Below are 13251 nucleotides of genomic sequence, written 5' to 3'. Positions count from 1 at the left end.
TATTATTCTCCCGCCCAGTGACAGGCATCGCGCAGCGGCGCGATGGTTTTCGCCAGCTCGTCAATATTAAAGGTCAGTTTCCCCGCTGCACTGTTCATGCCCGTGTCGATAGTCAGCGTTTTTGCACCAAAGAGTTGTTTAATTTCGTCAATGCCGGATAACCCCCGGCTGGATTCCAGCAGAGTGCCGTTCTCACGGATAAACCAGTGAGACTGAAAGCGTCCGGTGTCAGTGGTCAGCGTCACGGCGATATCACTGGACGCCATGGTGTGTGTCAGCGCCACCTGCATCCGGGTGATGTTGTCCACGCAACTGAACATCAGCACCGGGCGCGGCGGCACGTTACCAATGGCGGGTGTGGTGATAATCACCGTCGGATGTTCTCCGTCGCTTTGCGTTATCATCAATGCGGTGGAGTTGTCCGGACGCTGTTTTTCCTGAGCAAAAGCCCGTTTCCAGGCCTCACCTTCATAACGGGCCTTTACCAGCGCGCCATCAAAACTGGATTGCCCCGGAGCCAAAATATGGTCATAGCAGTCGAGTCGTTCCAGCGCCGCAGGCTCCTGGCGACAGGACTGCATCGCTTTCAGCGTGGCCTGTGTATCCGGCTCGGGGGATGTGGTGCTGCTCAGCGCGGCCACGACGCCGGGTACGGGTGGCGTTTTCGCGAACGAAATACCCGCAGACAATCCCGCCAGCAGGCCAGCCATCAGCAGTCCGGTTTGCCGGAGCGTCTGCATTCTGCTCATAAAACAGCTTCGTCCTCTGTTTTGGTTTCGGGCTGAGTATCCTCATCCGGCACATCTTCAATGTCAGCAGTAAATGCGCCGTCCACTACGTCCAGCGTAATGCAGGCAATGGCGATGCTCGCCGCCATTTTCTGCAACAGCAACAGGGACAGTGGCGGCAGCATCTCGCCGTCGATAACCGATTCCAGCATTCGCGCACCGTTTTCGGCGCGGGTGACGCGCTGCATGATTTCGTCAGTGACAGCCGATGCAATCACCACTTCCGCGTTAAAGCGGGTTCGCAGCACGTTATCCAGCCTTGCCAGCTTCCCGGCGATAATGACCGAGAGCGTTTCTTTAGATAACGGCAGGTAAGGCACCACTTCCATACGAGCCAGCAGCGCGGGTTTGAAGAAGTCCGCCAGCACCGGGTACAGCGCGTCCTGCATTAATTCCAGATTGTCGGCATGTTCGACAATCACCTGGTATCCGAGGTTAGACGTCAGGAAAAAGACGATATTTTTGCAGTCGATCAACCGGCCTTCACCATCGGCCATCTCGCCCTTGTCGAACGCCTGGTAAAACAGGTTGAGCACATCCGGGTGCGCTTTTTCCACCTCGTCGAGCAGCACCACAGAGTAGGGTTTCTGGCGAATCGCTTCGGTCAGTACGCCACCCTCACCGTAGCCGACATAGCCCGGAGGGGAGCCAATCAGGCGCGAAACAGTGTGTTTCTCCTGGAACTCCGACATATTGATGGTGGTGAGGTACTGGCGACCGCCATAGAGCAGTTCCGCCAGTTGAAGCACAGTTTCGGTTTTACCCACACCGCTGGGGCCAGCCAGCAGGAATGCGCCGAGTGGGCGTCCCGGACGGCGCAGGTCGGCGCGGGCGGTCAGCAGGTGTTTGTGCAGATGCCTGATCGCCAGATCCTGGCCTTTTATGGTCTCACCCAGCCACTGAGATAAGTCAGTAATCACTGACATTTCGTTCTGCGACAGACGGTTAAGCGGCACACCGGTCCATTCGGCAATCACGGCGGCAATCTGTTTTTTATCGACGTGCGGGGAAACCAGCAGTTGCGTATGATGCAACGCCTCCAGTTCAGCAGTTAACTGCACGAGACGGACAGCAGGAGGGATTTCAGGTTCCGCGCCCACCTGCTCTGCCTCGGGTTCATCCGTTGATGTGGTGTTATCGTCAGCATCCGGTAGCGTGATGTCTTCACTGCTGCTGGCGTCGGTTTCTTCCAGCAACCCTTTACGCAGCGAGATAATTTCCTGGACCAGCGCCTGCTGCTGGTGCCATGCCGCTTCCAGTTCATCCAGTTCGGTCAGCGTTTCGTCATACTGAACGATAACTTCCGTCAGTCGTGAGGTATCCGACCGCAGGCCGATGCGGATCTCGCGCTCAAGCTGGCGCATTTCCGCTTCACACTGGTGGCGCAGGGTCGTCAGCGCCGAAATTTGCTTCGGCGGCGACGAAAGGTTAATCGCCACGCGGGCGCAGGCGGTATCCAGCACATCAATGGCCTTATCCGGTAACTGGCGGCCCGAAAGGTAACGTTCGCTCAGTGTGGCCGCTGCCTGTAAGGCTTCATCATCAATCAGTACGCCGTGGGACTGTTCATATACCGCTGACAGGCCGCGCAGAATAATGGTCGCTTCTGCTGCCGTGGGTTCACTGACTTTCACCAACTGGAAACGGCGCGACAGGGCGGCGTCTTTCTCGAAATATTTTTTGTACTCGCTCCAGGTGGTGGCGGCGATAGTTTTCAGCTCGCCACGCGCCAGCGCCGGTTTGAGCAGGTTGGAGATATCCAGCCCGCCCTGCTGATTACCCGCGCCAATCAGCGTGTGGGCTTCGTCGATAAACAGAATGACAGGGTTGGGTGACTGAATGACTTCTGCCATCAGCCCCTTAAAACGCTTCTCAAACTCTCCCTTAACGGACGCCCCCGCCTGCAATGCGCCAAGATCGAGCGTCATAATATCGGTATCGCGCAGCTTGTCCGGCACCAGGCCTGCGACAATACGCAGCGCCAGTCCTTCAATAAGCGCACTCTTACCGACACCCGCCTCACCGACCACCACCGGGTTATTTTTGCGGCGGCGGCAGAGAATATCGATCATCAGGTCGATTTCATTATCGCGGCACAGGACCGGATCGAGTTTGCCGTTACGGGCGTCTGCGGTCATGTTTTTGGCGTATCGGCCAAGCAGGCTGTCGCCGGTATCAACTACGGCACCGGGAGTTTGCCCGTCATCATTGAGCACGACGGACTCGGCAGATTCTTTCGTCCACTGTGCAAAATCCTGCTGTAGCTGGTCACGATTAATACCGGTCAGCAGCCGGGCGGCGGCAGACGGGACGTAGCGCAGCGGCGAATGCAGCAGGGCCAGCAGCAGGGCCCCACCACGCAGCTCGCTGTGCTGCATTTCAGCGGAGGCCAGCAGCCAGCCCTCTTTCAGCCACTCGACCAGCATCGGCGAAAATGCCGGATAGCTGTCTGTCGCTCGCGACGTCGTGTAATTTTCCACCGTCAGTGCCCGGCGAAGCGCATCTGTATCAATTTCTGCCCGGCCAGCAATCACCCTCACGTCACTGCGCACCGCTGCCAGCATCTGCAACATCACATGTGCCACGGTGATTTCCGTTGCCTGCTGGCTCATACACTCTGCCGCCGCAGCCTCCAGCGCCTGGCGGGAAAACCGATTAAGATGCTTAACCAGAGAGGCCAGATTAATCTGGATCATATGTTGTGTCCTTACCTGGCAAGCAGCCGGTTCAGTTGATGCAGAATATCCTGCGTCTGGCTGTCCAGCCGCAACAGATAAAAGAAATAAAACAGCGCCAGCACGACGATGCCGCCACAGAGAACATGTCGAATAGTCAGTCGTTTTATAAGCTGATAGCGTCCGCCCTGCGTTTTTTTATCCTGATGCAGCAGCGGAAAAGGCGCATCGCCACGAAGCTGATGCAGAACGTGATGCAGGCGGCGATATATCTGTTCAAACTCCCCTTGATCCTGCGCAGCCACCCTGTAGCGCCCGCGAAATCCCAGCGAAAAGCACAGAAATAAAAACTCAAGCAGATCCTGATAGCGCTTTGGTTCGCGGATCAGGCGCTCCAGCAGGATGAACACTTTTTCACCGCCCCAGGCTTCATTATGGAAATGCACCAGTAACGACTGTTTGATCCATTCGTTTTTGTTCGACCAGCCATTGCCCAGCGCAGCCTCATCAATAAAGGTGCAGAGAACATAACGAAACGAGACAATCACACCCGGCTCGTAGCCCTGCTCCTGCAACAATTGTTCCACGGCCTGAACGTCCGTCACCACCTGCGCAAAAAGGTGTTCCGGCATACTCTGGCTGTTCATCCCGTCCACGCGCATCACCATCCCCAGCAGGGGTGTGGCGGCGTCAATCATCGGGTTGATGCTGTTACCGCGCAGAGCCAGCCGGTACTGGCGACCAGAGAGACTTTCGTCCACGAGCTGCGGCGCAGTATTGACCTTTCCCGACGGGTTCCCTGTGGTCAGACTGTCAATGGACGGAACGAATGACTCATTCATGGTTTAACCCCTTATCGCCCACAACTGTATCCCCAGATCCGGGAAGGTACCGGAAATATGCAGCGCCAGCGCACCGGTTTTCACCACGTCCTGCCAGGCGGCAGCACCTTTGTCCAGCTCGAAGTAAACAAAACCGTCGTGGTACGGTAACTGGCGCGGGGCGGCAGTTCGCGGCGTCAGCGGTACACCTGGTACCTGCACACTGACCATATCGCGGATTTTGTTGGTGGCCGCGATTTTTGACTGCTGGGTAAACTGGTGAATAAGCTGGCTGTGCGGCATCCGTGAGCGCACCGCCAGAATGAATGTGCCGGAGCGCAACAGGGTCGGATCGTTAACCGTGGCAACATAAAACCCGTCAGAGAAGACGAGTGGCAGATTCTGCGCACGCGGCATCAGTACGGTGTTGAGCGCCCGGCGCAGCTCCGGGATTACGGAATTAAACGACTGCGTAAGATTACGGTGGTCGTAGGGCTCCACCGGACAGGGCAGACGACTGTCTTCCGTAAAGGTCATCAGTTCCCCCAGTAAGCGGACCAGATCCAGATAAAACGTTTCCGGGTGCAGGGTGTGTAGGTGGGTACGATGAGTAAAGTGCATCTGGCTGCGGTTAAGCATCTGCAACATCATGAACTCAGCCACATCTGCGATACCGCTCTGCTCCGGCGAACCGATACGTTTTGCCAGCTCGCTGGCGCGGTTGCTGAGAAGCCCCTGCACATCGCCAGCAAATCCGTTCAGCACGGGGCTTACGCGGATGGCCTGACTGGTCGGGATAAAGCTGTCATCCAGCACCAGTGCGCCACCGGATTGCTGGCTGCGGATACGGCACAGCGGCAGCGTGACCATGGCGCTGAGATCGTCCGCGCCGCTGACGATTTTCGGTGCCAGTTGTCCCAGCACGATAGGCTGCACGTCGCCATCATCGGAATGCAAATCGCGGGTATCGGCCTGGGTCAGGCGGTAACGCTCTGTTCCCTGCCCAGCACTCCGGCGACCTTCGATTTCACAGGTGATATCACTGATAACGGGCAATGCCAAATAAATATCATTGCTGCCGGATCGGGAGAGATCGAGCGGCTGGTACGGCAGAGGGAGTTGATCCTGCTCCGGAATGCTGAACACCGTGCCATCCGGCATACAACCCGTCGCGTAGTCCAGCATCAGTTTCCCCTGGGCAAGCAGCTCGGTATTAATCGACAACGAGGTGAATCCCCAGGCAAAATCATCCTGCGCACTCATACGCTGGTTCAGCAAATATTCCTGATGACGCTGCTGCTGCTGGAAGTGCTGCGGCAGGGCAAACAGACCTTCTTGCCAGATCACCCTGTTTTTCATGGTCGCCATTCTCAGTTGTCCTCTTTCTTCATTTCGATACTGCCCTGTCGTACATGCACCAGCAGACGGTAGTGATGACCCGCTCCTTCTACTCGTTCGATTTGCTTCCACTCAGTGGCCTGGTCATCAGAGAAGTACGCCACCACACCAATGAACTGCGTTTTTTCATCCAGTTTCACTGGCGGCAACGTTTTTATGGTATCCGGCAGCAGGTTAAAGTCCTGGTGGTCGATATAATTTTTCCCCAGCACCTCCGGCAGCGGCGTGCTGGCAACCATGTCGTAGTCAGCCGCCTGCAACTTCGAGTCATCGCTCATATAAATCAGTTGCACATCAACCGCAGCCGCCTCACCGTCCGCATTGATATTCGTGTCAGGCTCGGTCAGTAACGTGACCGTTACCTCCGATGACTGATCTGCCAGTTTCCCGACCTGAACATCCGGGTTCTTAATCACCTGGCCGAACTTTTTCACCGTTTCGCAGCCTGTCAGGGTGAGGCTGAAAAGCAACATCACCATGCAGAAACGAAAAAAACGTCCTGTCATGCTTCCGGCTCCCGCTGTTTTTCGCGTAGTACCCGGTCATACACCTGGGCATAGACTTCGTTAAACAGCATTTCAAAACCCTGCTGGCGGCTGGAGGCCAGTTCGTCGTAGTAATCGCAGTACATTTGCCAGGAACCGGCATCATCCAGTGGCTTTCGTAATTCATGGCTGCGCCGGTAATGCACAAAGCGACGCATCAGGCTCTGCGGCGAGAACGCATCCAGCAACACGCGCAGCGATTCGACAATCGCGGCCCGGTTGGCCTCTTCGTGATGACGGATATTGCGCAGACTCTCACCAACGGCGGCGGGTGCCGCCAGATGCACCGGGCTTTTGCCTTCCGCAAACATCACGTCAAGGGCGGTGGTGTAGTCCATATTCAGGCGCAGCGGGTTATCTTCCAGCGGACGCAGATGCTTGTCCGACAGGCTGTTGCGGCGCTGTTGTAGCTCAAGCAGACCTTTTATCGCCGCCTGCAACGTCCGCCCTGCTTCTTCCAGAAAATCATCGGCATCCTGTGAGTTACGCACGGCAAGCGAGCCGCCCAGCCCACGCAACAGCGGGGTCACGGCAAGATGGAGCTGGGCAGTATCTGTCGGTGATGCCGCATCCTCGTAGCGAGTCTGTTGATCGGAATACCGCGGCGGTAAATCCATAAACGGGGTGTCGATCACGCCATCCCTGTCAGGAACAGAAGAGCGGACAGGGACAACCCCCGCAAGCGGATCGCCTGCCACTGTCAGACTTTCCATCTGGAGTGCTTGAAGCGGATCGGCGGAAAAGCTGTTGACCACGGTATCCGCAAGCTGGTGCATTCGGGGCATGCCCGGATACGCAGGCTGACCGTTCGTCGTCAGCAGCGCGTCTGCCAGGCGGTCACGGTTGGTGACGATGGTTTCCGGTGCCGCCATCTGTTCGCTGTAGCTGACCAGCTGTCCATTGTGGATAAATACCTTCAGCGCCAGAGCCCCCAGAACGACCTCATCGCCCTGCCGCAGGCGCACCAGCCCGGTCTCCGTGGACACCGGTGCCAGGTTAATCATCAGCCCCGATACCAGGCTTTTCAGACAAAATGTGCCGTCATGCATCACCACCTGACAGGCGCGTTCGGCAACAGAACCCGCCCTGTCCTGCACCGGCCAGTGGCAGGTGGATGCGTTGCCAATTTCCCCGCCATCGGCGGTAAACAGACATTTTGCGGCGCGTCCGCTCTCCAGTTCGTTACCGTTCATCACCTGTAGCGTCAGTGAGAGTACGGGAGCGTGCGTTATTTCCTCAGCCATTTGCGTTTCCATTAAATTAATCCCTAATATGGAGGGTGACGGTTGGCGGCATTTTCGGCTGGCCGATAAACGCCGTGCGTCCGATACAGGATCGAGAGCGATCGCCCAGCCGCATTCCCTTCGCCTGGTCCGGTGCGAGATCAAGCCGCAGATCCCAGGCGAACTGATCGCGTAGCAGAAAGGAGACAAACATCGTCAGCGCCTGGTGGTTTTCGCCTTCCGGTAAAAAAGAGAGGTAGCGCGCCATCGAGAGATTACCGATCCGCAACAGAAATTTTCCACTGCGATCCGGCACTCTGGCACCGAGGGTAAAATTAACGCCGATCACCGAGCGGCCCGGCACATACCCGGCCGTTTTCCGTTTAGGATTACGCACGCCCAGCCGGTTTTGTTGCGCGGGTTCAAGGACTACCTTACGCAACTGCCAATTTTCGATGCTGACATCAGGTAAATCGAAGCAGTGGCTGACCAGGTTACTTACCACGTCCGGCGAGCGCCCAGGTGTTGCCAGTATCCCGGCGTAGGCCAGCATTTTGCTGTGATTGATGGCGAGTTTGTCTCGCACGCTTTGATTGCCCAGGCCCACCAGCGCATACATCCGCTGTGAAAAGACATCAGTTCCACCGTTGCGAAAACAGACGTAATAGCGGTATTTGCGCCAGGCATGGTAAGCAAACTGCGTCCAGCGGTGGCTGAACAGATCGAGGAACGCTTTCAGCCCCTCTTCATTTTGCGCAGATTCGCGCGCCATCCGATCCAGGTAATAGCCGGGCAGCGGCGACTGACTGCCGGAGAAGCCCAGGAATTTTGTCGTCAGGATAAACTGCCCGCTGTCACTGCGTTCAAGCGTACTCAGATCGCTGCCCGGAAAGGCAATACTGGCATCAGATTTGAACAGCGCCACTTCATGCTCCGGTTCGGTGCGCAGGGATGGCTCACAGCCCGGCTCACCATACTGGCGGTACAGTGACTCCATCAGCACATAAAAATTCATCCCGCGCACATCCGGGAGCGGTAGCGTTTCCCCTACATCAGGGCGTGCTGGCCTGTGTGTTGCCATTCCCAGGACTCCTGACTTTCCGTGTTAATAATTTTGAGGCAGTGAAATGAGTTGATGCTGGCGTACAGCGCAAAAAAGTATGACAGTACGGTACCCAACAGGTAGATCTCGCCTTCACAGACAAAGGGGGCGGGATTGATCCACAGCGTGGTGGACAGACCGCGAACCGGGACGCCTTTAAACAGACGGTCAACCGGGCGGGATTCCATTTTTTCGATGGCATCGAGCTTCTGTGAGGAAAGCCGTGCCTGCTGTGGATGGTGGATACCCGGCATATCGAAGGTACGCAACACCTGGATCAGCGCCTCCCGGTCCAACAGCGAAAGGTAGTTCAGGTTCATGCAGGAAATCAGCGACCAGTGCATATCGCCATCCGTTACTGGATACAGAGGACGGGTCGGGCGCGTAACGTTGCTGAACGATGCCACCGCTGGATTTTTGTTAACAGGAACGCAGATATCGCCGGTATGCAGTGACGCAGGTAACATTTGGTTAGTGCACACCAGCGAAGCGGTGAATACTTCACCGTTCAGCCGGGAAGAGTCAGGCTGATTGCCATCGGCGTGAACAAAGGCAATGGCGTGTTCCAGACCACGATGAAACAGGGAGGTTCTGGTGCGGTGGTGCCAGTAGACAACTTCACGCTGACGGCTGTACTCGATCTGATGCTGAAACCCTTCAAACTCAGGCCAGATATGTATTGCTTCATCAGGACCGGGAGTTTTATCCGACGCTGCAACCTTACTGGAAACCGTCTTCACCTGGAAAACATCATAGTGTTCCGGGTTCTGTTGACTGGCCCGTAACGCATATTGCGGTGAACTGTCGTCCGGCCTGACAGGCTCAGAATGGTGAGCGAATAAATTCACCACCGGCGTACAGTACAGGCGCAGTGAATCTTTGCGAAGCTTGATATCCACAGGTAATGGCAGATTAAAATGCAAACGCAGTGTAAACGCGCCGACCGGGAAGTCTGCCGGTAGCGACGTGGCCCCCTGTAAATGAAAGAAGAAAAAGCTCTCCGGGTAGCAAAAATACTCCTGAAGCACGCGATAGCCACTATGGACGTTTTTCGGCCACGGCAATAGTGCATCTTCCCGTTCAAACCCAGCTGCGTCCAGCCACAAATCCGGTAGGGGAATACGCCGCTCTCCAGCCACCAGTTCCGCATCCATTAACCGCTCACTGAACCATAAATAGAGTTGCTGGCGGGTATAGTCATCTCCGTTTCCCAGCCAGAAAGTGAGTTTATTCAGATCCAATGTGTCGGGAGAAACACTACCTTCGGTGAAAAAATCAATGTCAACGTACCCTTTTTTCAGCGTGCTGGTGTTACGCACATCGCGAATATGTAACGGTTGCAGCCAGGTATCGCGTGCCAGAGTAAAATGGCATACAGGAGACTGGGTAGCATCATCCCCGGCCAGAATCTTACGTCCCGAAGACGTCACGCGAACCGGGCCTGAGCAAATCAGTTCATCACGACAAACCTGAACGGGCGCAGAAAACTGTGTCGCAACAGGGTTGTATTCAACCACGGCCATTGACGGTACAGGACGTAAATAATTGGGCCACAGCATATTAATCAGGCTGTGCGTAAACTCCGGGAACTCATCCTCCAGCTTTTGCCGCAGGCCACCAGAAAGGAAAGCAAATGCCTCCATCAGGCGTTCCACATCAGGATCGCCCTCTTTCTCGGCCAGAAAACGGGCAAGATGGGGTTTTTCACGACCAAGAAGTTTGCCCAGTTGACGCAGATAGTCCAGTTCTTCGCGGTAATAACGCTCTTCGAAGGCCATCAGGTTTACTCCACGCACCAGTGCTGGTGGTTATCCAGCAGAATGTCAAACTCCAGGACATCCTGCCTGTCGCTGAAATCCATATATGCCACAATATGAAAACGCAGGTTCAGTGGCGCATGGCTATCCTCTGTGGCAGCAGTCACCGCCACATCCGATATCCGGGGTTCGTAACGCAGAATACAGTTCTGGATCGCCTGAACCATCCATTCCCGGATGTTCTGGCGCTCGGGTGGCCTGTCGATAAAATCCGTGATCCCCAGCTCCGGTGAGCCATAACAGCTACCGGAACGGGTGTTGAGGATATTGCGCAGGTTATCGCGTATAGAATGCAACAGCGCCGTCTTTGGGCGCTGGCGTGAAGATGGTTTTGCCGCCTCCCCGATACGTTCAAACAGACTCCCCCCAGACTCCCGCTCCATTATCATGGTGACTACTCTTTATCCAGACGCCCGACCAAGGACAACTCAAATGATGCCCCCATGTACTTAAAGTGCGGACGGACGCTCAGAGCAACCTGGTACCAGCCTGGTTCACCTTCCACATCAGAGACTTCAATCTTCGCCTGACGCAGCGGTTTACGGCTGCGCACGTCAGAAGGCGGGTTCTCCTGGTCAGCTACGTACTGGCGTATCCAGCCGTTCAGCTCACGCTCCAGATCCCCTCTTTCTTTCCATGAACCAAGCTGTTCGCGTTGCAATACTTTGATGTAGTGCGCCAGTCGGTTAATGATGAAAAGATAAGGGAGCTGCGTACCAAGTTTGTAGTTGGTTTCAGCCTCCTTCCCTTCCACCGTGTTAGGGAACACTTTGGGTTTCTGAACCGAATTGGCAGAGAAAAATGCCGCATTATCAGAGCCTTTGCGCATTGTCAGAGTAATAAAGCCCTGCTCCGCCAGTTCATACTCCCGCCGGTCGGTAATGAGAATTTCGGTCGGAACTTTGGCCTGAAGCTGGCCCATGGCTTCATATAAATGCACCGGCAAATCTTTTACCGCGCCACCGCTCTGCGGACCGACGATATTTGGGCACCAGCGGGTGGACATGAAACTTTCAGCCATGTTTGCCGCAAGCAAAAAAGCCGTGTTTCCCCACAGATAATGCTCATGATTTTTGCTGACGTTTTCATGGTAGTTAAAGCTCTTAACCGGGTTTTCATCCGGTGCATAAGGATGACGCAGCAGGAAACGCGGTGCTGTCAGGCCCAGATTGCGGGAATCTTCGGACTCGCGCAACGAACGCCATTTGGTGTAGGCCGGGCCTTCAAAAATAGCAGCAACGTCTTTAATGCCAGGAAGTTCGGTAAACGAATCCAGACCAAAGAATTCCGGTGATACGGAAGACAGAAATGGGCAGTGGCTCATCGCACTGACGGCGCTAACATACTTCAGCAGCTTCATATCAGCAGCGGTATTGTTAAAAGCGTAATTGCCAATCACTGCGGCAAACGGCTCACCGCCAAACTGACCAAAACCGCTGGAATAGACATGCCGATAGAACCCAGACTGGGTTATTTCCGCTGAAAATTCAAAGTCATCCAACAGCTCTTCTTTAGTAGCGTGCATGATGTGAATTTTGATGTTTTCACGCGGATCGGCATGGTCAACCAGCAGCTTCAGTGAGCGTAGGAACGACTCCATCTCTTGAAACTCCGGGGCATGGAGGATCAGATCCATCTGGCGGCCCATACGCGCATCAATATCAGCAATCATGCCGTTAACGGCCAGGATATCGACTGATTCTGTCTCATCATCCTGCAACAGTGCGGTGATAAAGGCAGTCACACCTTGACGGGCGATATCGTAGCTTTCTGATTCTGGTTTAAAACGGGTCTGCGCCATGATCTCATCCAGCAGGCTGGGTGCGGCGACAGATGCAGTGGAAGCAAGCGCTTCCGGTAAGGTGGTTTCTGACATACTGAAATCCTTGTACAAGTTATTTCCGGCCAGCGAGGCCCAGCTCCGCAATCAGTTGTTCGCGGCTCTTTTCGTCAGCAAGCAGAGCCTGAAGTTGCGCACGGAAGGCAGGCATATTGCCCATTGGCCCCCGGAGTGCAACCAGCGCTTCGCGCAGTTCCAGCATTTTGCGCATCTCCGGAACCTGGGCGGCAATATTGTCCGGTGACAGATCGGCCAGTGATTTCACTTTCAGATTGACGTTCATACGTACATCAGAAGCTTCGCTAAGCGCAGAGGGCACCGTAAAATCACGCCCGATATCCGCCTGATCCAGCACGGCGTTAAAATTGTTACGATTAATAGCAACAGGCTGGCGTTCGTCCAGCGGAGTGTCATCTGTTCCACCTGTCAGATTGCCGGTTACTAATAAATTAAGCGGCAGTTCCACTTCTGCTGTCTGGTTTCCCGTTTTCGGCTGAAATTTAATATTTACACGTTCTTTAGGGGCAATACTGCCACTGCTGTCATTTTTTCTGCTGCTCATAAAAATAGTCCGTAAGATTGTCGCTCGAGCCATGAACACAGCATTTTCGTTACTACAAAAAATTACTAACAATGCCGTTCCAGTGGCAGTAAAAGATAAATTCCACACCCTTCATGCTCCGCATTTTACGCTCAATGATAAATTTTAAAAGATCTTTTTCTTCAATTGAAAGAAGGGTATAATTTTATTATTCGCTCGATAGATATAAGTACAGAAGAAACAAAAGCAACACAAAATCGCACAATGCAAAACCATAACGCATTGAATTTAAATGAATTTATTTTATGCATTATCAGGAATAATTATAGTGGATTGCTATGTATAAAACTTATGGATAAAAGGATGAAACATATTAAGAAACACCTCACAGACTTTTCTCAATAAAGCGCAGCGAATATAATATTATTCATGATTAACCAATGTCCATTTCCAGACATAGGCATCTGAGAAAATGAATTGCAATAGTTGATAATATATATT

Annotated in this window: 11 protein-coding genes; all 11 read right to left on the bottom strand. The window is 54.3% G+C overall.

Features of this window, described 5'->3' with window-relative positions; genetic code table 11:
- Positions 1 to 2 precede the first annotated feature (2 nt).
- From vasI to tssB, 11 genes are read right to left on the bottom strand one after another with little or no spacing between them, the layout of a single operon-like run.
- On the bottom strand, positions 3 to 749 hold the full coding sequence (gene vasI / locus OGY04_RS10490; protein WP_071445494.1) for a type VI secretion system-associated protein VasI: 747 nt from the start codon (positions 747 to 749) through the stop codon (positions 3 to 5).
- On the bottom strand, positions 746 to 3484 hold the full coding sequence (gene tssH, locus OGY04_RS10485; protein ID WP_071445495.1) for a type VI secretion system ATPase TssH: 2739 nt from the start codon (positions 3482 to 3484) through the stop codon (positions 746 to 748). Before tssH ends, vasI begins: the two co-directional genes overlap by 4 nt.
- Before the next feature lie 11 nt (positions 3485 to 3495).
- On the bottom strand, positions 3496 to 4305 hold the full coding sequence (icmH, locus tag OGY04_RS10480) for a type IVB secretion system protein IcmH/DotU (RefSeq protein ID WP_240500708.1): 810 nt from the start codon (positions 4303 to 4305) through the stop codon (positions 3496 to 3498).
- Between the two features lie 3 nt (positions 4306 to 4308).
- The gene (gene tssK / locus OGY04_RS10475; protein WP_071445497.1) at positions 4309 to 5652 is read right to left on the bottom strand and encodes a type VI secretion system baseplate subunit TssK; all 1344 of its coding nucleotides are present in this window, start codon (positions 5650 to 5652) and stop codon (positions 4309 to 4311) included.
- Between the two features lie 2 nt (positions 5653 to 5654).
- Positions 5655 to 6161, bottom strand: a complete 507-nt coding sequence (tssJ, locus tag OGY04_RS10470) for a type VI secretion system lipoprotein TssJ (protein WP_502872413.1) — start codon at positions 6159 to 6161, stop codon at positions 5655 to 5657.
- A gap of 23 nt (positions 6162 to 6184) precedes the next feature.
- A complete protein-coding gene (tagH, locus tag OGY04_RS10465; protein WP_502872412.1) occupies positions 6185 to 7459 on the bottom strand; it encodes a type VI secretion system-associated FHA domain protein TagH in 1275 nt (424 codons plus the stop codon).
- Between the two features lie 28 nt (positions 7460 to 7487).
- Complete coding sequence (gene tssG / locus OGY04_RS10460; RefSeq protein ID WP_071445502.1) at positions 7488 to 8531, bottom strand: type VI secretion system baseplate subunit TssG; 1044 nt, start codon at positions 8529 to 8531, stop codon at positions 7488 to 7490.
- A complete protein-coding gene (gene tssF / locus OGY04_RS10455) occupies positions 8498 to 10330 on the bottom strand; it encodes a type VI secretion system baseplate subunit TssF (protein WP_071445504.1) in 1833 nt (610 codons plus the stop codon). Before tssF ends, tssG begins: the two co-directional genes overlap by 34 nt.
- Positions 10331 to 10335: 5 nt before the next feature.
- Positions 10336 to 10758, bottom strand: coding sequence for a type VI secretion system baseplate subunit TssE (tssE, locus tag OGY04_RS10450; protein WP_071445507.1), 423 nt, complete (start codon positions 10756 to 10758; stop codon positions 10336 to 10338).
- Positions 10759 to 10763: 5 nt separating this feature from the next.
- Complete coding sequence (gene tssC / locus OGY04_RS10445; protein WP_286585238.1) at positions 10764 to 12245, bottom strand: type VI secretion system contractile sheath large subunit; 1482 nt, start codon at positions 12243 to 12245, stop codon at positions 10764 to 10766.
- Between the two features lie 19 nt (positions 12246 to 12264).
- Positions 12265 to 12771 (bottom strand): type VI secretion system contractile sheath small subunit, encoded by a 507-nt coding sequence (gene tssB / locus OGY04_RS10440; RefSeq protein WP_071445512.1) that lies wholly within the window; start codon positions 12769 to 12771, stop codon positions 12265 to 12267.
- Positions 12772 to 13251: the final 480 nt, after the last annotated feature.

This window comes from Citrobacter sp. Cpo091, from assembly GCF_030332645.1.
GTDB lineage: Bacteria > Pseudomonadota > Gammaproteobacteria > Enterobacterales > Enterobacteriaceae > Citrobacter > Citrobacter portucalensis.
Note: the sequence above shows the minus strand (reverse complement) of the source record. Positions and strands in the feature narration are given on the sequence as shown.

Excerpts from the sequence above, each read along its gene's own strand:
- tssF (WP_071445504.1), bottom strand. The coding sequence starts at position 10,330 with ATGGCCTTCGAAGAGCGTTATTACCGCGAAGAACTGGACTATCTGCGT.
- icmH (WP_240500708.1), bottom strand. The coding sequence starts at position 4,305 with ATGAATGAGTCATTCGTTCCGTCCATTGACAGTCTGACCACAGGGAAC.
- vasI (WP_071445494.1), bottom strand. The coding sequence starts at position 749 with ATGAGCAGAATGCAGACGCTCCGGCAAACCGGACTGCTGATGGCTGGC.
- tssC (WP_286585238.1), bottom strand. The coding sequence starts at position 12,245 with ATGTCAGAAACCACCTTACCGGAAGCGCTTGCTTCCACTGCATCTGTC.
- tssE (WP_071445507.1), bottom strand. The coding sequence starts at position 10,758 with ATGATAATGGAGCGGGAGTCTGGGGGGAGTCTGTTTGAACGTATCGGG.
- tssH (WP_071445495.1), bottom strand. The coding sequence starts at position 3,484 with ATGATCCAGATTAATCTGGCCTCTCTGGTTAAGCATCTTAATCGGTTT.
- tssJ (WP_502872413.1), bottom strand. The coding sequence starts at position 6,161 with ATGGTGATGTTGCTTTTCAGCCTCACCCTGACAGGCTGCGAAACGGTG.
- tssG (WP_071445502.1), bottom strand. The coding sequence starts at position 8,531 with ATGGCAACACACAGGCCAGCACGCCCTGATGTAGGGGAAACGCTACCG.
- tssB (WP_071445512.1), bottom strand. The coding sequence starts at position 12,771 with ATGAGCAGCAGAAAAAATGACAGCAGTGGCAGTATTGCCCCTAAAGAA.
- tssK (WP_071445497.1), bottom strand. The coding sequence starts at position 5,652 with ATGGCGACCATGAAAAACAGGGTGATCTGGCAAGAAGGTCTGTTTGCC.